The 19,343-nt window shown below is 56.5% G+C and carries 17 protein-coding genes; 6 read left to right on the top strand and 11 right to left on the bottom strand.

The features are described 5' to 3' along the window. Positions 1 to 86: 86 nt before the first annotated feature. The 4 genes from JTM80_RS08360 to JTM80_RS08345 form a co-directional block, all read right to left on the bottom strand. Positions 87 to 425 carry a hypothetical protein gene (locus JTM80_RS08360; protein WP_172358507.1) on the bottom strand — a complete coding sequence of 113 codons (339 nt, stop codon included), beginning with the start codon at positions 423 to 425 and terminating at the stop codon, positions 87 to 89. A 161-nt stretch (positions 426 to 586) separates the two neighbouring features. Further along, complete coding sequence (locus JTM80_RS08355) at positions 587 to 1,297, bottom strand: fatty acid desaturase (RefSeq protein ID WP_205370965.1); 711 nt, start codon at positions 1,295 to 1,297, stop codon at positions 587 to 589. A gap of 325 nt (positions 1,298 to 1,622) precedes the next feature. Continuing rightward, complete coding sequence (locus tag JTM80_RS08350) at positions 1,623 to 2,582, bottom strand: orange carotenoid-binding protein (protein WP_172358509.1); 960 nt, start codon at positions 2,580 to 2,582, stop codon at positions 1,623 to 1,625. 410 nt (positions 2,583 to 2,992) lie between these two features. After that, the gene (locus JTM80_RS08345) at positions 2,993 to 3,529 is read right to left on the bottom strand and encodes a gamma-glutamylcyclotransferase (RefSeq protein WP_172358510.1); all 537 of its coding nucleotides are present in this window, start codon (positions 3,527 to 3,529) and stop codon (positions 2,993 to 2,995) included. A gap of 685 nt (positions 3,530 to 4,214) precedes the next feature. Between JTM80_RS08345 and JTM80_RS08340 the strand changes: the two genes are divergently transcribed. After that, positions 4,215 to 4,766, top strand: coding sequence for an HD domain-containing protein (locus tag JTM80_RS08340; protein WP_172358511.1), 552 nt, complete (start codon positions 4,215 to 4,217; stop codon positions 4,764 to 4,766). Between the two features lie 208 nt (positions 4,767 to 4,974). Here JTM80_RS08340 and JTM80_RS08335 read toward each other — a convergent pair whose 3' ends face one another. From JTM80_RS08335 to JTM80_RS08325, 3 genes are all read right to left on the bottom strand, one after another. After that, positions 4,975 to 6,249 (bottom strand): GDSL-type esterase/lipase family protein, encoded by a 1,275-nt coding sequence (locus JTM80_RS08335; protein ID WP_172358512.1) that lies wholly within the window; start codon positions 6,247 to 6,249, stop codon positions 4,975 to 4,977. A 304-nt stretch (positions 6,250 to 6,553) separates the two neighbouring features. Next, on the bottom strand, positions 6,554 to 7,834 hold the full coding sequence (serS, locus tag JTM80_RS08330; protein WP_205370963.1) for a serine--tRNA ligase: 1,281 nt from the start codon (positions 7,832 to 7,834) through the stop codon (positions 6,554 to 6,556). 292 nt (positions 7,835 to 8,126) lie between these two features. Next, on the bottom strand, positions 8,127 to 8,891 hold the full coding sequence (locus JTM80_RS08325; protein WP_172358515.1) for a sugar phosphate nucleotidyltransferase: 765 nt from the start codon (positions 8,889 to 8,891) through the stop codon (positions 8,127 to 8,129). A 492-nt stretch (positions 8,892 to 9,383) separates the two neighbouring features. Here JTM80_RS08325 and JTM80_RS08320 point away from each other — a divergent pair, with 492 nt between their 5' ends. The 3 genes from JTM80_RS08320 (at position 9,384) to dapB (ending at position 12,413) form a co-directional block, all read left to right on the top strand. Then, positions 9,384 to 9,590, top strand: coding sequence for a hypothetical protein (locus JTM80_RS08320; protein WP_172358516.1), 207 nt, complete (start codon positions 9,384 to 9,386; stop codon positions 9,588 to 9,590). A gap of 594 nt (positions 9,591 to 10,184) precedes the next feature. After that, positions 10,185 to 11,531 carry a sensor histidine kinase gene (locus JTM80_RS08315; RefSeq protein WP_205370961.1) on the top strand — a complete coding sequence of 449 codons (1,347 nt, stop codon included), beginning with the start codon at positions 10,185 to 10,187 and terminating at the stop codon, positions 11,529 to 11,531. Positions 11,532 to 11,573: 42 nt separating this feature from the next. Continuing rightward, positions 11,574 to 12,413, top strand: a complete 840-nt coding sequence (dapB, locus tag JTM80_RS08310; RefSeq protein WP_225906799.1) for a 4-hydroxy-tetrahydrodipicolinate reductase — start codon at positions 11,574 to 11,576, stop codon at positions 12,411 to 12,413. A gap of 48 nt (positions 12,414 to 12,461) precedes the next feature. Here dapB and JTM80_RS08305 read toward each other — a convergent pair whose 3' ends face one another. From JTM80_RS08305 to JTM80_RS08290, 4 genes are all read right to left on the bottom strand, one after another. Beyond that, positions 12,462 to 13,016, bottom strand: a complete 555-nt coding sequence (locus JTM80_RS08305) for a Uma2 family endonuclease (RefSeq protein WP_172358518.1) — start codon at positions 13,014 to 13,016, stop codon at positions 12,462 to 12,464. A 39-nt stretch (positions 13,017 to 13,055) separates the two neighbouring features. Next, positions 13,056 to 15,587, bottom strand: a complete 2,532-nt coding sequence (locus JTM80_RS08300) for an endonuclease MutS2 (RefSeq protein WP_205370959.1) — start codon at positions 15,585 to 15,587, stop codon at positions 13,056 to 13,058. A 134-nt stretch (positions 15,588 to 15,721) separates the two neighbouring features. Further along, entirely contained in the window at positions 15,722 to 17,227 is a 1,506-nt protein-coding gene (locus tag JTM80_RS08295) for a hypothetical protein (protein ID WP_205370958.1), read from the bottom strand. A gap of 74 nt (positions 17,228 to 17,301) precedes the next feature. Further along, positions 17,302 to 18,525: a TonB family protein gene (locus JTM80_RS08290; protein ID WP_205370957.1), complete on the bottom strand. Its 1,224-nt coding sequence runs from the start codon at positions 18,523 to 18,525 to the stop codon at positions 17,302 to 17,304. A gap of 275 nt (positions 18,526 to 18,800) precedes the next feature. Between JTM80_RS08290 and petN the strand changes: the two genes are divergently transcribed. Further along, positions 18,801 to 18,890 carry a cytochrome b6-f complex subunit PetN gene (gene petN, locus JTM80_RS08285; RefSeq protein WP_068510235.1) on the top strand — a complete coding sequence of 30 codons (90 nt, stop codon included), beginning with the start codon at positions 18,801 to 18,803 and terminating at the stop codon, positions 18,888 to 18,890. 60 nt (positions 18,891 to 18,950) lie between these two features. Further along, complete coding sequence (locus JTM80_RS08280; RefSeq protein ID WP_172358522.1) at positions 18,951 to 19,118, top strand: hypothetical protein; 168 nt, start codon at positions 18,951 to 18,953, stop codon at positions 19,116 to 19,118. The last annotated feature ends 225 nt before the right edge of the window (positions 19,119 to 19,343 follow it).

The following is a 19,343-nucleotide window of genomic DNA, read 5'->3' as shown; positions in this document are numbered from 1 at the left end:
GAGAAACGAGTGGCAGCAGTATGAAATCTGAGAAGTGACCGCTTACCCGCCTCTTGGTTTTTTGCAACCCGTTTAGAAATGACAGCTTAGAAATGACAGCCCATTCGCGTTAGCGCTGAAACTTTGGTCAACTTGTCTGTCGCAAGCCCTTCTAGCTCGTGCAGTTCTAGCCAACCCTCTTGAACCAACTGGGCAAACACAAAAATCAACACTGAATACCGATAGTCATACTTCCCTTCCAGGGCGTGTCGTCGCGCACTGAGGAAGTCATGAAGCGTCCACAGGTCATCCACTTCGCCGACCCTGTGGGCCCGCTCTCGCACTTCCTTCACCAACGCCTGAATTTCACGCTCATAGGCTCGCTCGAAGGCTGCCCGCGCTATCTCTTTCTCAGCCTTAGACCATTGGATATCAGTAGCTTGCATCTTAAAAGCCAAACCCCCCGCAGCAGCAAGAACCTATGCAGCAATTCTTAATGCGACACGTATCATAATGTAAACCTATGGTACGTATAATCTCATAAATTCTCAGAATTCGGGGAGGCAGTTTGCCAAAATTTCATCCATTAGGTTCCATTAGGTTGAGATCAGCATTTTTCTCTGAAGCTTGGCAACCGATACCACGGAACCCTGGGAAACCGATGATGTCGTGGGTGATACTGCCCAAAGTGATAGCAGGTGAAAAACGACCAGAGCCACTGCCCCCACTGGGTTTGTGAAGGATTGAGAGTGCGATCGCCCGGCCGCAGCAACTCCGGCACTTGAGGCCCCAGCTTGCCACGATGGGGAAGATAGGTGCCAAATACGAACAGTTGCACCGAACTCAGCACAAACGGCAGCAGCACGAACAGAACGACCCAGCTCCAAGCCATCGGAACCACTTGGCTCATCCCCCAAAGCAGCAGTCCCCAGCCGCCCAGCAATCCCAAAATCGACGAAACCGCGATATATTCCCGAATAAATTTCACATACCAGCAGAAGGGATGGGTGTGCGTACCGTCATGAAAGTCAGGATCGCGTGTTTGTTCGGGATAGCGATGATGCTGATGATGATTTGCACAGCAGCTTGAGTAGGAAATAGCGGCGTATAACCCAACGGCGATCGCCCCTATCCAGTGATTGATGCATCGGTGATTGGGCAGCAGATTCTGATGCATGGCATCGTGGCCAATTACAAACAGACCCGTGTGCAAAAACGTGCGAAGGAGAACTGCGAAAATAACGCCGGGAACCGAAAAACTGGCAGAGTCTACTGATAGAAACAAAAGCAAACTGACGACCCAGCCTGCGAAAATCACAGCCGCAAGAAATATCCCAGTCACAGTGCGATAACCACTCTAAAAATCGCCCATACCGAAAAGCGCCCTCTGTCGAAGAGAGCGCACTAAAAATCCCAGGCTCAGAGCCGTTTAATGATGCCTATCCACTAGATGCATCCCACTTTTGCAACCCTCACCCTAAATTCCTCTCCCGCCTTGGGAGAAAGACTTCCGATCCGGCTCCCCTTCTCCCTCTTTGGGAGAAGGGGCTGGGGGATGAGGGCAAATTTGCAGAACTGGGATGCGCTCTGTCCACTCAGTGCAAACTAACCCTGTTTCATGAACCCATTTCACCTAGATAGACTCATCGAGCGAGATTGAGCAACTCTTTTGGAGAAGCCAAAAGATCGATCGCCACGAAGAAAATCTTGTTTTCAGGATTCAGCAAAAAGCGCCATGCAATATTCATACCGACGCTCGCACCAAACCAAGGCGTTTGCACTTTGCCCGTCACTTTGACCTGAGTATAGCCGTCTTCGGCAGGTTCAGAAATGCCCCGCTCTGGCATCAGAACCAGGTTTTGGCATTCTTCTCGAAAGAACCGCAGAATTGCATCTCGGCCTACAATCGGACGCTGGAATGGCGGCTGCAACGCACCATCGGGAACAAACAGCGCAATCAGCGACCCAAAATCATTCGCATTCAGGTTGTCCATGTAGGCAAGAACGGTCGGATTGTCAACGCCCTCAATGCTGACTTTGGTGCGTTGAGATGCTTCTTTGGGAACCTCTAGGGGTTCAGCAACCCGCTCGTACTCTCCCAATTTATTGGGATCAAAGCCCATATCCACCACTGCATTTCGCAGAATGGTAATTTGCTGTCCCGAATCGAGTTCTCGTAGCGTTTGCAGCACTGCTGATGCGTTAGCCGACAACTCATAATTAGGCGGAATCGGGGCAACCACGCCCTGCTCCATCCACTCACCCAACTGATACCAGAAACCCAGCTTGATGTTGGGCGACCAGGATGCATAGGTGCGGCAGATTGGCGTATCTGCATGATTTGCCAGATCGAACATCACCTGAGTTTGCTCTGCAAAACTCATCTGGCGAATCTCATTCAGAGTTGGTTCTGCAAACTGCATCCGGGCAGCACCAGGAGCCGCAACGGTGACGGTTTTTCCCATTTCCAAATAGGCAAACCAGATCCAGGCAAGCTGGTCTTCGGTGCTGAGCTGATTGAATCGGGCAATGGTTGCCGGAACGACATCAGCGGCCAGGGTATTTGAGAAGATCCCACGAGCGGAATCAATTGTGAATGGCATATTCAGTCCACCTTCATACTTGATTAAAAATCTCCGAAGGATACAGAATCTGAAGCCTTCAAAGAGGACAGGCAAACTCTAAGATGACTCTCGACTGATAGTTTGAGTCAGCTTATTTTGCCTATCAGTGTATCTGAAGTGATGTGTTGGCTTAGGTGAGGTGCTGAATTACAAACACGACACCCATCACGTCTACTCTTAAGCCTACAGAAACATGGGGACAAAATGCAAACCACGAAGAAACCCTAAAAGCTTTTGATAAACTCTAGGGTTTCCATACTATTTCCTCAAGGTTGAGCCATTTTTATTTGCCCATAAAGGTGGAATTTGGTGCTCAGTTTTCTTGACTTTTGGAGCGTTTTAGACGGGGCTTTTGAAAACAGTTCTGACCAGACTTTTTAGCAGCGAGATTAGGCCGTTTTGAGGCGATCGCCCCGTCCAAATTCCTGAAGCTGGTGCATGTGGTGGCAGAGGTGCCAGCAGTACGCTTCGGGCAGGCGACAGGTCACGGCTCCGCGCAGCACTACATTAAAGTACCAGTCGTTGGGGGCTTTTTCTTCGGGCAGCTTGTGCAGCGCGGTGTAGGTGCGAACGTTGTCGTAGGTGCGCCCGTTAGCCTGCACGGTGATGATTTCGTGGCGATAGCTGACCTCGCGGGCATCGAGGCGATCGCTCAACCGCAGCGGCAGCCGATACAGCACGCCTTCGACCGACGACTGCTCATCGGGTACAACATCCAGCACGCCGCAGTCGCGAAACTTGGAATAGCAGAAAAAGCCCAGTCGATAGCCCCGCAGCGTGGCATGACCCATGACGTAGGCGTGCGTCGGCTCACCAAGCGATCGCTTCAAGTCCACCGGACACATGCAAGAGCCGTAGGCAAAGTATAGAAATGAGGGTTCAACGGACTCAGGGGCAAGATGAAGTGGGCGATCGGCAAGGTTCATAGCACTCTTGAACGGAAATGAAGTCTCTACTGTCCGGCAGTCCCCCCTTATTAAGGGAACTTCAGGGGGATCGGTTCGGCTGCAAGGCACTCAAAGCGCCCTCACTTTAGCTTTTTGACTTTCGCAGGATTTACGCACTTGCGATAGGGTTTCTGGGTTTTGGACGATTTCTCGCGGGCGCAGGCCGCGAGAAATCGTCCAACTGCGTAAGTCCTATTCGTTAAAGTGAGAGTTTACTAAATCGCCGCGCAGTTTGCAGAAACCTGGTTGACATTTTCCCTCCCAATTCTCCAGAATACCGGGAATCTTGCCGAATTGTCCACAAACCCGACCGAAGAACCGTAGTTTGAATCTCGCCCAAACCCGAGCAATCCTGGCGAAGTGTTCCAGTGAAGTGTTCTAGTGAGGAAATAATACCGACTGAACACGGCGCTGCCAAGTAACGAGTCATGCAGGATGCCTGGTTTCGCTGAGTTGAGCCGTTGGGCGATCGCCCTGATGCCCATGCAGCCTGACCCAAAAAGCTGGGCATTCTGTGGAAGGAAGCGTGTTTTACTCTGACTGATTGACCGTGACTAATTGACCGTGACTGATTGACCGTGACTGATTGACCGTGACTGATTGACCGTGACTGACTGACCGTGACTAATTGACCGTGACTGATTACAACCAGGGAGACTTGTAGATGAAAGAACAAAACCCAGCGGCCGCGCTGCTCTCAGCAATCCACTTTGCGGCAAATAAGCACCGCGATCAGCGCCGTAAAGACGTGGACACTTCGCCCTACATCAACCACCCGATCGAAGTGGCAGAAATTTTGGCACGGGTTGGCGGCGTGAGCGACGTAATTACCCTGCAAGCGGCAATCCTGCACGACACGCTGGAAGATACTGAAACCACGCCAGCAGAACTGGACGCAGCCTTTGGCGTAGAAGTGCGGCAGGTCGTGGAAGAAGTCACCGATGACCGACAACTGCCCAAGCCGGAACGCAAACAGCGCCAGATTGAACGCGCGCCGTACCTTTCCGAGCGGGCCAAGCAGGTCAAGATTGCCGACAAAATCTCCAACGTCCGCTCTGTCACCGAAACACCGCCAACCCATTGGACGCTGGAACGACGACTGGAATATCTAGACTGGACAGAAAAAATCATCAACGGGCTGCGAGGCGATAACCCAATGCTAGAAGCGTATTACAATCAGATCTTGTCTACTGGACGAGCTAAGATAAAGTCTTAAATCACTAGATCACTGATCACCAGATCACTAACTTGCTTCCTGAGGGGCGATCGCCCTTATTTTCCAGCGAGCGTTCTTATTCCCCACGGCACAGGCATCTTGGGCGATCGCTCACTTAGCTTAAAAGCTGACAGAATCGGAGCGCTGACGGCTAACCTCGACGTTTTGCAGCAGTTGTACAGCAGCGGACGCTCATGCCTCAAATCAATCAAATCAAATAGCCAATCGCCCACTGCCAGAGCGCGTAGCCCGTGCGGCTGAGGTGAATGCCGTCGGTGGTCAGGTCGCGGCGCAAAATGCCCGAAGGCTCCTCGGCAAAGAAGCGCTGGAGATCAACATAGGCGACTTGTTGCTGGCGGGCGATCGCCTCCAGGTTTTGGTTTAGCGCAAAGATTCGCTCTGGCGGCAGGGCAGGCAGCCGCGTCGGCAAGATGGAATAAATCCAAATGCGGGCCTGGGGGTGCGTCTGGCGGAGGTTTTGCATAATTTGGCTAAGGTTATTCAACACCTCGGCATTGGACACGCCGCGCCGCAGGTCGTTGATACCGACCATCACATGAATATCTGCTGGGCGCGTGTCTTGAAACAGCGACAGCCGCCGCAGCACGCCCGCCGTGGTGTCGCCCGAAATTCCCTGATTCAGCCAGAAGCGATCGCGGCTGAGTTGCTCTACGGGAAACCACTGGCTAATGGAATCGCCCACCAGCACCGACAGTCGGTTGTTGCCCTGGCCTGCGGCCATCGCCCGCGCTTCGTAGCCCAGCAGAGTGACCCACTGTTCATAGGTTGGCTGTTCGGTCGCGTTGATCCACTGCTCTGCAAAACTGTCGGCCGCAATGCGCGTGTAGGTTCGCCCCTGCCGCAGCGCCGCCCACCGCTGCTGATACTGCTGGGCCCCGCTTTGGGGACGGACGCGGCTAGTCGGCACAACGTCTGTCAGGACTGGGGCTGTCAGTGTTGGGGCTGTCAGCGTTGGCGCAGGCGCAGAGGATGACGCAACGGCAACCTGTACGGGCGATCGCCCTGCTGTCATGCTCCGAACGGCGCTGGCTTGGGGTGGGCGGGCTTGAGACCCATCGCTCTGGGAAGCAGCGTTCTGAGCAGTGGTTTGCAGCGTGTTGAACCTGGGCGCTGGGGTGGAAGGCTGTGCGGTAACAGGCTGTGCAGTAACAGGCTGCGCCTGGGCTGTCCGCTGGAGCCGGGGCAGGCGCGAGATTCGGAGCGATCGCCGTCTGCCCGTCCAGGCTCCCCCCGTTTCAGCAGTCCGCAGGTTTTCCGCCGAGGCCCGCTGCGAAGGCTGGCTAAATTCTGGCTGCACCACCTGATCTGTCGCAGCCTGCACGGGAACAACAGCGGCTTTTGCGTCGGGCACTCCTGCCGCATCGGCAGGCGGTGGCAGCACGGGCAGCAGGTTTGCAGTGGGCAGCGATCCCGCATTTGCTCGACTCAGTAGCCCTGCCGCCAGCAACAGCAACTCACTCATGGCTCAATCATCCTGCACAGTACCTTTTTCCTACTTGCAGGCGATCGCCCGCCCATCAGGAGAATTTAGCCAGAGTTTAGCCACAAGTTGACTGCAAATCTGAAGAATTTAGCCACAAGTTGACTGCAAATCTGAAGAATTTAGCCAGAGCTTAGCCACAAGTTGACTGCAAATCTGAAACTCCAGCCTGAAAAATCTCCAGTCCTGAGTTTCCAGCACTGAGTTCCCAGCCCCGATTGCCCAGAGCCAGAGATCAGGGCTGATGTAGGACTGATATAGGGCTGATATAGGGCAGCGATTTGCGCTACAGCACGTCGCGTCCTAGATAAGGTCGCAGCGCTTCGGGAATGGCAACGGTTCCATCCGGCTGCTGATAGTTTTCCAGAATGGCAGCCATGGTGCGCCCCACGGCAAGCCCAGAGCCGTTCAACGTGTGGAGAAACTGGGTTCCTTTCTTACCGGCTTCTTTGAAGCGGAGGCTGGCACGACGAGCCTGAAAATCGGTGCAGTTTGAGCAGCTTGAGATTTCCCGATATTTGCCCTGGCTGGGCAGCCACACTTCCAGATCGTAGGTTTTTACCGAGGCAAAGCCCAGATCGCCCGTGCAGAGGGCAATCACGCGATAGGGCAGCTTCAGCGCTTGCAGCACCCCCTCGGCCGCCTGGGTGAGGCTCTCCAGTTCATCCATCGAGGTATCTGGATGCACAAACTTGAACATTTCCACCTTGTTGAACTGGTGCAGGCGGATTAGCCCCCGTGTATCTCGCCCGTAGCTGCCTGCCTCGCGTCGGAAGCAGGGCGTGTAGGCACAGTGATAAATCGGCAGTGCGTCGGCTTCTAGGATTTCGTCGCGATAGAGGCTGGTGATGGGCACTTCGGCCGTGGGCGTGAGCCAGAGATCGTCGCGATCGCACTTAAAGCTTTCATCCGCAAACTTCGGCAGTTGCCCCGAAGCCGTCAGCGAGGCCGTGTTAATCAAAATCGGCGGCAGCACCTCCACAAAGCCCGCCTGGGTGTGGCGATCGAGCATGAACTGGATTAGCGCCCGCTCCAGCGCTGCGCCCGCTCCCAGCAACGTCACAAAGCGACTCTGGGCAATTTTCACCGATCGCTCAAAGTTCAAAATCCCTAGCTTCTCGCCAATTTCATAGTGCGGCAGAATGTCGGGATTGGTGGGAATATACTCGTCTCCCCAGCGGCGAATTTCGACGTTTTCATCTTCGCTTTTGCCAATCGGGGTTTCCTCGCTGGGCAGGTTAGGAAACGTGAGCAAGAGCGCTTGCAGTTGTTCTTTGATCTCCTTCTCTTTCGGCTCCAAATCGCTCAGTTGCGCCTTGATCTGGTTGCCCTCTTCCTTGAGCGCCAGCACTTCAGCATCATCAGGCTTGGCTCCCGATTTCATCTTTTGCCCGACTAGCTTGCCGATTTCGTTGCTGCGGGCCTGAAGCTGCGATCGCCCCACTTCTAGCTCACGCTGCTGCTGGTCTAGCGCCAAAATTGGTTTCAGGTCATACCCGCCGCCCCGCAGATCCAGCTTTGCCTGCACCTGCTCCGGATTCTCCCGAATTTGCTTGATATCCAGCACCGTTTTTCCCCGCCGTATTTTTTACTTGCTGTGGCATTTCACAGGATACAAGGATTGTGGGAGCAGCGTCACGGGGGGACAGCGTGTGGGGGCGATCGCCCTCACGCAAGAGCAACTCCAGCAAGTGCAGCAGCAAGCCGATTGGAACGCGAACGCGCTGAATCCGAACACGAACGCGCCGAAAAACTGGCAGAGCGCCTGCGATCGCTCGGCATTGACCCCAATGCTCTCTAGCCTTCAGTTTTCAGTTTTCCATCTTCAATCTTCCATCTTCCGTCTTCCATCTTCAGCACTATCCCTCCGGCGGCGTAAGTTGCCGAATCGCCCGCGCCAAGTCGTCTGGCGTGCCGACATCCAGATAGGAGCCGTCGGGAAAGGCTTCTGCTTCCACTCGCAACCCCGCATTGATTCCAGCCTGGATTACATCGCCGATGGGAACTTCTGTTTCGGGAATGGGGCCGCTGGCGAACTCGTGCAAAAACTCGGTAAAGCGGGGCGACCAAACGGCGATCGCCCACATATAGGTCAAGTCTGTCTGCTGGGGTTTTTCAACAATTTGCTGCACACGCCCGATTTCATCAAACTGCACCATGCCCGCTTTGCGAAAGTTTTTGGTCGGAAATAGCCCCAGCACCACATCCGCGCCCCCTCGCGCCAGCCGCTCTAGCAGTGCGGCGTAGGCGTTTTCCGGCTGAAACAGGATGTCGGGAAACCCAATCGCCACGGTTGCCCCCTGCAAAAACGGGTAAGCCTGATCCAGCGTGTAGGGCACGCCGTAGGGCACATGCACCGTCAGATAGCCCAGACGCATCTGCACCAGTGCGCCGTCGCCATAGTAGGCGGGAATATCCCACTTGCCCGGCCGCAAGATAAAAAAGGCTTTGGCAATCCCCGCCCGCTGCATTTTCTCCAGCAGATAGTGGCTGACGACTTTGGGAACAGTGCGCCCATCGGCACTTGTGCGAAAGCCCAAAGGGTAAAGCTCTTTACTCATCGGCAGGGGCGAAAGCCGGGTCGCCTGTCCGCCAGCAGGCAGCAATCCGATGACATTGGACATAGGAATTCATCGAACTCATCACAGTACGGCAAGCCAGAGTAAGGCAAGTCAGAAACAGGATGGACTGAGCGCAGAAACCTCCTGTGTAAGGATACTGAGCTTTTTCAGTGCTTTTTCCAGTCCGCAGAAATGTCATGAAATTTTTATGAGATTTTTATATTTCCTTTAAGTTTCTGGGAAAGCTAAAAGCAGCTTTTTGCCAAAACGCTTGATTTGGCACGCCTTTGACAGCCCTCGAAACCGGATGCGAAACTTGGGCGATCGCCCCTCATAGAGCGCTGAACCAGGTGTTTGATTCCGCATTTTCCGCAGCGATTTAGGAGCGAAATGGCACGATACACCGCCGATGGACATCCAGATTCGGGTTTTGCGACTTGCAGGCCGAATTCAGTCCAGCGGTTGAACGCTGGAACCATTGGGTGATGCCATCGGGGGATGGCGAAACCTTTGTAAATTTATGACCCTAAATGTAGTTACTTTTGTTGAGTTTCCATGAAGACGCAAGCAGGGTTCTCCACAGAACATGGGATTGGGGATGTTGCCAACCGGATTGTGGCGACGGGCAAAATCACCCGTGAAGACGAGCAAATGCTGCATCAGGTGATGATGTCGGATCTGTATCTGGGCATGGAAGATCTCCGTCATATCCGCATCGTGCTGGATCGCCTGCAAATGGGCTTGCTCCGGGTCGCCGATTAAAAGTCGACCAGCGAGTAGAGGATACGCACAGCAGGTGATCTACAGATGCGCTAAGAGAGATGAGCTAGGAGATCACACGCTTGAACTGGAGGGTCGGAGGCTCCCAGACATCGTACAGAGAGTCTTCCAGACCCAGTTTTAAAACCCTTTGATCCCCCCTAGCCCCCCTTAACAAGGGGGGAACCGAACCGAGCCACTCCGGAAGTCCCCCTTTTTAAGGAGGGGGATCGACTCAGAGCAATCAATGACCTAAAAAGCTTTAAAACAGGGCCTAGGAGATCACAAGCTTGAACTAGAGGGTCGGGGGTGAGTCACAACTCCGACCCTCTTTCAATGAGGTTCCTGTAGGTCACGAGCGCAATTCTGCAACCAGTCGTGTTTTGTAGCCTTGCTTTTGAGATGGCGATCGCCCCCTCCGTGCAATCCCAAAGCAGTGCAATCCCAAAGCAGAAATCCCTCTCAGACAGGGTAAATTCATGTTTTGCCCTGATAACGACAGGATGTTAGCTCAGATGGAGGGGTGGGCATTCTCAAGTAGCGCTCTTGAAGATTGCTTCAAACTTCGCCTCTCACCTGACCCAATCATCCAAACGTATGACCAACCTGATGCATACGCTTTTCGGTTCGCAGGGCTATATTCCCCACGGGCACTGTTATCTGTGGCAACCCTGGCTGGTGTGGTTACATGTTGCGTCGAATGCGGCGATCGCCCTAGCTTATTTCTCGATTCCCGCCTTGCTCCTTTACTTCATCGCCAAGCGCAGAGATGTTCCGTTTAACTGGATGTTTGTGTTGTTTGGAGCGTTCATCATCGCTTGCGGCATAGGACATCTGATGGATATCTGGACGATTTGGCATCCAAACTACTGGCTGTCGGGTGTGGTGAAAGCGTTCACGGCTATCATTTCGATTTATACGGCGATAGAGCTAGTGCCGCTGATTCCTCAGGCGTTGGCGCTGCCCAGTCCAGCCAAGCTAGAAGCGGCGAATCGAGAGCTAGAACGGGCGCTGCGAGAGCTTCAGAGTACCCAGTCGCGCCTCATCCAGGCGGAAAAGCTTTCTAACCTCGGACAGCTTGTGTCGGGCATTGCTCACGAAATCAACAATCCCGTTAATTTTATCTACGGCAACATCAATCACGTCAGCAGCTATACGCAGGAATTGCTCAATTTGCTGGCGCTGTATCGAGAAACGGTTCCCCAACCTGCGCCCGCTGTGGCAGAGGTCTTAGCCGAGAGCGATCTGGAGTTTATCGAGGGCGACCTGCCCAAGACCCTTTCCTCGATGCAGATTGGCGCAGACCGGATTCGCCAGATTGTGCTGTCGCTGCGGAACTTTTCGCGCGTAGACGAAGCGGAAATGAAACCCGTGAATCTTCACGACGGCATCGACAGTACGCTGATGATCTTGCAGCATCGCCTTAAACCAAAGGGCGATCGCCCCTGCATTCAGGTGGTGCGCGAGTATGGCGATCTGCCCAAAGTGGAATGCTATGCAGGACAGCTCAATCAAGTGTTTATGAACATCTTGAGCAACGCAATCGACGCACTAGAAGAAGCCCATGAGACGCATCAAGCCAATCAATCAAGCACGCTAGAGCGAACGCTTCAAGACAAAGCACCTGTCATCAAGATCTGCACACGCCTGATTGAACCGGACAATGCTGCGAAGCAGGTTGAAATCTGCATTGCGGACAATGGCCCCGGCATTCCCAAAGCGGTGCAAGCCCAAATTTATGAAGCGTTTTATACCACCAAGCCACTCGGCAAAGGAACCGGACTGGGGTTGGCCATTAGCCATCAAATCGTCACAGAAAAACATCGTGGGCAACTGATTTGCCAGTCCGACACAGGGCAGGGCACAACTTTCTTAATTCAGATTCCGCTAAGACAGTCATTCGTTGCCCCAGAGTCAACGCGCACCGCAGCGAGAAATCCCTAACCGCTATACAATGCCAAATGTTGAGCAGAGAACCGTTTGGCTATGACGCAGGCTCCGATGACACAGGCTCCGATTCCGGTCGTGGTAAATGGCGCGACGGGCAAGATGGGGCGCGAAACCATCAAGGCGATCGCCGCTAGCAAAGACATGACCCTGGTGGGGGCGCTGGCCCGCAACCCAGACCGGATTGGGCAGGACGTGGGCGAGGTGGCAGGCTGCGGCCCGCTGGAGGTGCCAATTCTCAACGACATGCAGGGGACGCTGGCACTGGCATCGCAGGAAAAGCAGCCCGCTGTGATGGTGGATTTTACCCATCCTGATGTGGTGTACGAAAATGCGCGGGCGGCGATCGCCTACGGGGTGCGTCCGGTAATTGGCACGACGGGGCTGAGCGTGGAGCAACTTAACGATCTGGCAGACTTTGCCGACAAAGCCAGCATCGGCTGTCTGGTGATTCCCAATTTCTCGATTGGGGTGGTGCTGATGCAGCAGGCGGCCGTGCAGGCATCGCGCTATTTCGACCATGTGGAAATTATCGAGCTGCATCACAACCAAAAAGCCGACGCGCCCAGCGGCACAGCGATTCAAACGGCGCAGCTTTTAGCAGAATTTGGCAAAGCCTTCAATCCGCCAACTGTTGATGAAACCGAGAAACTGCCCGGCGCACGCGGCAGTCAAACCGAAGACGGCATCCGCATCCACAGCGTCCGGCTCCCCGGTTTAATTGCCCATCAAGAAGTCATCTTTGGCGCACCCGGCCAGCTTTATACCCTGCGCCACGACACGAGCGATCGCGCGTCCTATATGCCCGGTGTGCTGCTCTGTATCCGCAAGGTGCTGGAGTTGAAGTCACTGGTCTATGGGCTGGAAAAGGTGTTGTAGCAAGGCAAAGGGCGATCGCATTGGGTCATATTAGCAAAATCGGCACCGCTACGGTTCCTCGTCAAACACGGGCGACCAGAGTTCGGCGATCGCCACCGACCATCCCGGCAGCAAATCTGGCAGCGTCAGCACATCTCCATTCCGCAGGATTATCGGCTCCTTGCCAGACTGAAACACCCTCACCGTCGAGTCTTCAGGGTTAATCAAAATTCCAACCTGCGTTCCCTGGGCCAAAAAATTTGCAATCTTACGTTCCAACTCTTCCACCGTATCGCTGGGTGACTTGACCTCTACCATTAGGTCAGGGGCAACCGGGGCAAAGTTGCGCGGGGCACGGCGCAGTCGCTCAGCCCTGACAAACGACACATCCGGGGCGCGGGTGTTGGAATCGGGCAGCGTAAACCCAGCGCTAGAACCCGTCACCCGACCTAGGCGATTTGGCTCTACCCAATCTGCCAGACGACGACCAAACCGAAAAGCAACTTCATCCGACTCATAGCCCGACGGACTCATGACCGTAATCTTCCCGTCTACAAGCTCCATCCGATAGTCACTGCCCAGTTTGGCTTGTAAGGCTTCTAGGTCTTTCACCGTCAGAGACATCGGCAACTCCTTGGCGTTCAGTGAGTTCCAGGCTCGTCTTCATTCTATATAGGCGACCGTCACGCCAGAGCCGCCGTCTGCCTGCTCTGCCGCCTCAAAGCGCGACACCTGGGGATGCTCTTTCAGAAATGCATGAACCCCCTGCCGCAGCTTGCCCGTGCCGTGGCCGTGGATAATCCACAGGGGGCCCGGCTGGGCGCTGGCGATCGCCCGTTCTAGCTCAATTTCTGCATCTGCCACCCGGCTGCCCCGCAGGTCGAGGGTGTTCTTTGACGTGCGAATCGCGGGGGCTTCGGTCGGCTTTTCTTCCGCAGATTTCTCTGGCGGTCGCTTCTTTTCTGCGCTCTGGGCCTTGGCGGCCGCCCCCTGCTCCCTGGCGGGCAGTTCTGCTTTTTCCCCTTGCAGCGATTCCACATCCGCCAGAGAAACGGTCATCTTCATCAGCCCAAAGCGGACGGTGAATTCGCCGCTGTCGTCGGGATGGGTCAGCACTTCGGCAACCTGGCCCAACCGGGGAATGCGGACGCGATCGCCCACCTTGGGGCGAAACCCAGGCTTCGGCTTGGGCGGGGCCTGACGCGAGGGCAAGTGACGCTCGGCCAGCTCGTTCAGGGCTTCGGTGGCCTGCTGGGCGGTCTGGGCCGTTTCGGGGCCGCGCTGGAGTTGGCGAATTACCCTAGCAATTTCAGCTTTAGCCTGGGCGATCGCCGCCTGCACTGCCTCTTCCTGCTGCTGTTGCAGTTCTCGTTCGCGCTGCCGCAGCGTCTCCGCCCGCCGCAAGATCTCCTGGTGCAGCCGCTCGGTTTCCCGAATCAGTTGCTCTGCGGATTGGGTCTTTTCCTCCTGCTGGCGGCGCTGCTGCTCCAGTCCGGCAATCACGCGGTTTACGTCGCTCTCGGAGCCTGCGCCGATCTGCGCCCGGGCCGCCTCCACGATTGCCGGGTTGAGGCCGAGCCGCTGGGCGATCGCCAGTGCATTTGAACGACCAGGAATGCCCCACAGCAGCCGATAGGTGGGAGATAGCGTCACATCGTCAAATTCCACCGAGGCATTCTCGAAGCGCTCGTCTTGATACTTCAGCGCCTTCAGTTCGCCGTAGTGGGTCGTGGCAACGGTTAAGGCGGCGTGATCGGCTAAGTAGCGGAGGAGGGCGATCGCCAGCGCGCTGCCTTCTGAGGGGTCAGTCCCTGCGCCCACTTCGTCGAGGAGGACGAGGGAGGGCGTTGGGGCATGGGGGAACGGCTCGTCCTCACTCAACGGCGTTATCCCACCATCGCTCTCCGCCTCATCCTGCTGCAACGCCGCCAGAATCCGCCCAATCCGGCGAATGTGTCCGGAAAAGGTCGAAAGGCTCTGCTGAAGCGATTGTTCGTCGCCGATGTCGGCCAAGACTTGGTGAAACCAGGGCAATTCCACGGGTTCGCGGGCAGGAACGAATAGCCCCACTTTTGCCATCAGCGCCGCCAGTCCGAGCGTTTTCAGCGTCACGGTTTTGCCGCCCGTGTTGGGGCCGGTGATGGCGACGACGCGGATCTGGGGCTGAATGACCAGATCGATCGGCACGACGGCCGGCCCCTGCTCGTGCTGATGCTGCCAGATGAGGAGCGGGTGGCGGAGTTGGCGGAGGGTAATTGGGGCAACCGCAGACGCAGAGCCGTTGGCGGAGGCCCCAGATTCCTGGCTCCCGAATTCCACAAAACGCGGGGGATTTGCGCCGAGCCAGAGGGAATAGCGGGCGCGGGCGGTGGCCAGGTCAAGGGTGGTGGCGATCGCCAGCAGTCTTTCTAAATCTTCGTGAACGTCTGCAACCTGTTCGCTGAGGCCGCGGCGGACGGCTTCTTCTTCCACCTGCTCTTGTTTAAGAAGCTGCCGAAGCTGGTTGCCGTGGCTGACGATGGCATTTGGCTCTAGATAAAGCGTTGCGCCGCTGGTGGAGGTGTCGTGGACGATGCCGGGGATGATGTCCTTGTGGGAGGATTTGACGGGCAGCACAAAGCGATCGCCCCGCTGAGTAATCAGCGCTTCCTGCACGGCGTTGCCGTGGCGCTGCAAAATGCCTTGCAAGATTTGATAAATGCGATCGCGCTGCTGCTTAAGCTGCTCGCGGATGCCGCCCAATTTGGCACTGGCGCGGTCCATAACCCGGCCGCGCTCGTCGATGCAGCGGTGGATGTCCTGCTCCAGTTCGGGATAGGTGCGGAGGTCTGCAACCAGGGCATTGAGCGTGGTCAGGTCGGGATATTGGTCAATCGTGCGGCGGAGGGTGCGTGCGCCAGAAAGCGTAGTGGCGATCGCCAGCAAGTCGTCTCCGCTCAAGATGCCTTGCAGTGCAGCCCGCTCCAGCGCGTCGCCAATGTCCTGAATGCCCTCAAAGCTGAGCGAAACTGGCAGCGTGGTTTCAAGCTGATAGACCTCGCGGGTTTGCGCCAGCAGCGCCTCACTCTCGACCAGGGTATCGGGAATTCGCAGATCTTGCGCGACTCTCGCGCCCAACTTCGTCGCCGCAAAGGTGGCGAGATGCTGGCATAGGCGCGGCCATTCCAACAGATTGAGGGTTTCAGCTTGGATCAATTGCGGCTCAGGGCTGGAGACTATTCCCAATTATCAAGGATCTAGAGCGTGTCAGCAATTTCGCCCAACGGAGCCAGGCCAATTCTCCCAACGGGCACTCCGAATGCAACAGGTAAATACCTCTAACACCGGGTTCAAGCACTAGGAAAGTAATGCCGCAGCACCGCTTCGTAGGCTTCATTCACCCGCTGGGCCAGTTCCTTGCTGCCCCCCGTGTCGGGGTGTGCCGTTTTCATCGCCTGTTTGTAGGCGCGTTTGAGCGATTCGGGGGTGAGTGGCGTAAACGGGCCCAGATTCAGCAGCGCTAAATAGTCAGGAATCGTGTTGCCGGGGCGCTTGGCATAGTTGGGACTGCCATAGCTCGAACCGGCCGAGTGTTGCCCCGCCGACTGTTTTTCTCGCAACAGCCGCTCGACCACGGTATCGAGGGCGGCGATCGCCTCTGGTTCCCAGCCAAACAAGTGAAACACATCGGGGAAGCGGGCGGCTTTTTTGCGGAGGCGCTGCAATGCGGGCAGCCAGGATTGCTGGGGGTGTGTCGCCGTTTGCCAGAGCGCATCGTAGGCGCTGAACCCGCCCAGCTTGTAGATGTAATAGCGATCGCCCGTGCGTGCATCAACATGACAGCCAAACTGCTGCAACACGTCCGCCCCAGCATAGCCAATGCCCTCCTCACCGTGGATCATCTGGTGCAGTTGTGCCAACACGGGATGCAGCCGCCGAGCCCAGTCCAACTCGCACAACGCTACCCAATCCGGCGTGTGGAACAGGGGCGTTTCGGCGTTGGCTTCACGGTGGCTAGCGCTGTATTGCTCATAGTCACCCACTGTGCCCCAAGTCACCTGGATGCGCTGCTGCCAGTCTGCCTCGGTCTGCGGGTCGGCCAACTCTTCGGGCAGGTCAAGCTGGGCCTGGATTTGCTCAAGCTGCGTCTGAATCTGGTCGAGCCGTTGCCCAATGTGGCGCGTGGTGGCGGCTATCTGGCTAGCAAGCATCTGGGCAAAGCTGGCTGCCTGGGCCTCCAGCAGTTTTTGAATTTGCGAGGCAGAAAGTCCGTCGGCGGAACCGTTTGAAGCGCTGTTTGAAACACTGTTTGAAGCACTGTTTGAAGCACTGTCTACGACGCTGCCTGCCCTCTCCCGCAAGCGACTTTCTACCGCCCGCTGATGTTCGGTCAATTCCACCAAAATATCGCTGAGGGCCTGCACTTGCCGTCCCAGGTCATCGGAGGCTGCTCCCGATCGGGGGCGATCGCCCTTTCCTGCACTGGCTTGTGCGGGGTTGTCAGTCACACTTCCCAGCGGCAGCGGCAATTGCGACTCGCGGCGGCTGGCAGACGGGTTGCCATAGAGCAGGCGATCGCCCCCCTCCGGCTTGTAAATCAGCAGGTCGGCTGCCTCGTCTAGCCTTCCGCCGCTAAAGACCAGCGTGATGCTGCCTGGCGTATAGCCCACCTTGCCGCTGTGCCAATCGTCCAACAGTGGCACACAGTAGGACGAAACGGGAAACTCCGTCGGCTGCGTCACCACTCGCGCCCCACTTTTGGTCGCCCGCAAATAGCGCCCCGCCAGATCGGCGATCGCCCCTTCCAGATGCTCGGATTTAATCGCGGTCGTCACCCGCAGCGATTTAGGATTCATGCTTTGAATCTTAGCGAGTGTCAGGTTTTTAGGTTTTTAGGCGGCGGCTTTCGGGCTTCAGGCGGCAAATAGACTCATTCTTTAGCGCCTGGATCGCGGGCCGCCGCTCCTGGTTCCACCAAATTGTAGTTAAACGTGAGGTTGACGCGGATGCGATCGCGCGTGGCGGTGGCAGGAAACGGCTCAAACGGGGCGGACTGCTGCACAGCGGCGATCGCAGCAGCATCGGCATCGGCAAAGCCAGAGGGTTCCGCAAGCTGCAAGTCGAGCAGGTTGCCTGCGCGATCTAGGGTGAGCCGAACAATCACGCGGTAGGGGCGATCGATGGGCACTTGCTGCCAAACTTCCTGCACGTCCCGGTTGAGTTGGTTAACGTACTCGCCCCACGCAGGGTCGCGCTGGGCGGAGAGTCCGGGCGGATTGGCAAGCGGATTGGCCGTCGTGCGGTCTGGGTTGGCGATGCCGTCTAGTCCCTGACCTGGTGGAGGCGGTGCAGCCGCAGGGTTGCCAGCAACGACCACTTCCGGCAAGGGCTGGGGCGGCTGAGGCGAGACAGGCGAAAAGTCTGGCGGGGGCGGCAGTGCGGCTTCCCAGAGCGGCTGGGGTGGCGGCAATGGCGGCCGGGCCAGGGGCGCGGGAATCGGTTCTGGCGGCACAAAGGGAGCCGGACTCAGCGCGGGCAAACCGTTGGGGGGCGGAGCCGCCGGAGTCGCCGCCACTGGCGTAGCCGCAGGGCTGGGAGAGGCAACGGGCGGGGGAGGGGTGGGCGGGCGGGGAGCCGGAGCAGCGGATGGGGCAATTTCCGCAGGGATCGCTTCACGAATCGGGCTGGGAGCCGGGGCAGGCGCGGCAGGAGCGATCGCTGGGCGGCTGGCATGGGCAGCGGGTTGCAGCAGGGCTTTTTCGGACTGATCTTCCGCGGGGGCGATCGCCGCAGTTCCTTCATCCAGCGCAGTCCCCTTGCTGCCTGCCAGCGTCACCGCATCCTTCTGAAACTCCACAGCCTTGCCCGCATTGGTAGGTAAAACGTCCACCTTTTCGCCAGTCGCTTTCTGAGACACTTGGGCGCGGCGCAGCGCAGCTTCTACCGCTCCCGTTTCAGGAGCATCCAGGTAAACAAACTCGATCGGCTGGGCAGGGCTGGGCGGCTCGACCTGTGGCGGCTCCGGCAGTTGCCACGCGACCCAGCCTGCGGTCACCGCACCCGCATGAAACGCCGCCGCCGCCGTGACGTATAAGACCAAATGCTTGCGTTGGCGCGTCATCACCCGCGACCGATAGCGCCTTAGTCGGCTCATGCTGCTCCTCACCCCGCCCAGGCGCAAGCCCTGTAAATCTGCGAGTTACTGTAATCAAACCACAGGATGCGGCCGATCTGACGGCTTTTTTCCGCAGAAATACCCAATTTTTCTAGATCACGCAGCACGATCGAGAACGGGGAATCGCTGTTCAGACCGTTACCGCCCCAATTTCCGATTGCATCCTGGCTGGCAGGGGGCTTCAGGAATGCTGGCCTTTTGCCGTAAAATAGGAGCTTGAAATCATTTGCACCCGCTGTGTTTGAGATTTTGCTATGGATATTTTGACGTTGGGATGGGTTTCTTTGCTGGTTCTATTCACGTTTTCAATCTCGCTGGTGGTTTGGGGGCGCAACGGTTTCTAACTGGTCTAACCGGATTGACCAGGACTTCCGTCCAGATTCACAATTTTTGCAATTTTTGCAATGACCCTTGATACGCTTGATCTGTCTGCCCTGAGTTTGTCCCCGCTAAATGTGTTGGCGGTGCTAGCGGCGCTGCTGCTGGTCGGCGTGACGGGCGGGGTGATTTATTTGACGGCTGTGGAATGGCGCGATCGCCGTCGCCAAGACCGCGAAAAGCGAAGCCGATAGCCAGACTCAGCAATTCCTCACCTTCCGAAAAGAGCCAGTTGACCTGCATCAGTCTGGCTCTTTTGCATTTTTGTCCGCCGCATTGGAGGGATTTTAGATTTTGGATTTTAGAGTTTGGATTGGCAATTTTGGAGGGTATGGGGCGTGTGGCTCAAGAATTGACCCCAACCCAAAACCTCCCCCTGCTCCGCAACAACGCACACCACAAGGTTCAATCAGATTCGC

The organism is Thermoleptolyngbya sp. PKUAC-SCTB121, assembly GCF_016919485.1.
Classification (GTDB): Bacteria; Cyanobacteriota; Cyanobacteriia; order Elainellales; family Elainellaceae; genus Thermoleptolyngbya; species Thermoleptolyngbya sichuanensis.
This window is presented reverse-complemented; position numbering and strand designations above follow the sequence as displayed.

Excerpts from the sequence above, each read along its gene's own strand:
- JTM80_RS08350 (WP_172358509.1), bottom strand. The coding sequence starts at position 2,582 with ATGCCATTCACAATTGATTCCGCTCGTGGGATCTTCTCAAATACCCTG.
- JTM80_RS08290 (WP_205370957.1), bottom strand. The coding sequence starts at position 18,525 with ATGAGCCGACTAAGGCGCTATCGGTCGCGGGTGATGACGCGCCAACGC.
- JTM80_RS08280 (WP_172358522.1), top strand. The coding sequence starts at position 18,951 with ATGACCCTTGATACGCTTGATCTGTCTGCCCTGAGTTTGTCCCCGCTA.
- JTM80_RS08305 (WP_172358518.1), bottom strand. The coding sequence starts at position 13,016 with ATGTCTCTGACGGTGAAAGACCTAGAAGCCTTACAAGCCAAACTGGGC.
- JTM80_RS08325 (WP_172358515.1), bottom strand. The coding sequence starts at position 8,891 with ATGTCCAATGTCATCGGATTGCTGCCTGCTGGCGGACAGGCGACCCGG.
- JTM80_RS08295 (WP_205370958.1), bottom strand. The coding sequence starts at position 17,227 with ATGAATCCTAAATCGCTGCGGGTGACGACCGCGATTAAATCCGAGCAT.
- JTM80_RS08320 (WP_172358516.1), top strand. The coding sequence starts at position 9,384 with ATGAAGACGCAAGCAGGGTTCTCCACAGAACATGGGATTGGGGATGTT.
- JTM80_RS08345 (WP_172358510.1), bottom strand. The coding sequence starts at position 3,529 with ATGAACCTTGCCGATCGCCCACTTCATCTTGCCCCTGAGTCCGTTGAA.
- dapB (WP_225906799.1), top strand. The coding sequence starts at position 11,574 with ATGACGCAGGCTCCGATGACACAGGCTCCGATTCCGGTCGTGGTAAAT.
- petN (WP_068510235.1), top strand. The coding sequence starts at position 18,801 with ATGGATATTTTGACGTTGGGATGGGTTTCTTTGCTGGTTCTATTCACG.
- JTM80_RS08335 (WP_172358512.1), bottom strand. The coding sequence starts at position 6,249 with ATGAGTGAGTTGCTGTTGCTGGCGGCAGGGCTACTGAGTCGAGCAAAT.
- JTM80_RS08360 (WP_172358507.1), bottom strand. The coding sequence starts at position 425 with ATGCAAGCTACTGATATCCAATGGTCTAAGGCTGAGAAAGAGATAGCG.
- JTM80_RS08340 (WP_172358511.1), top strand. The coding sequence starts at position 4,215 with ATGAAAGAACAAAACCCAGCGGCCGCGCTGCTCTCAGCAATCCACTTT.
- JTM80_RS08315 (WP_205370961.1), top strand. The coding sequence starts at position 10,185 with ATGACCAACCTGATGCATACGCTTTTCGGTTCGCAGGGCTATATTCCC.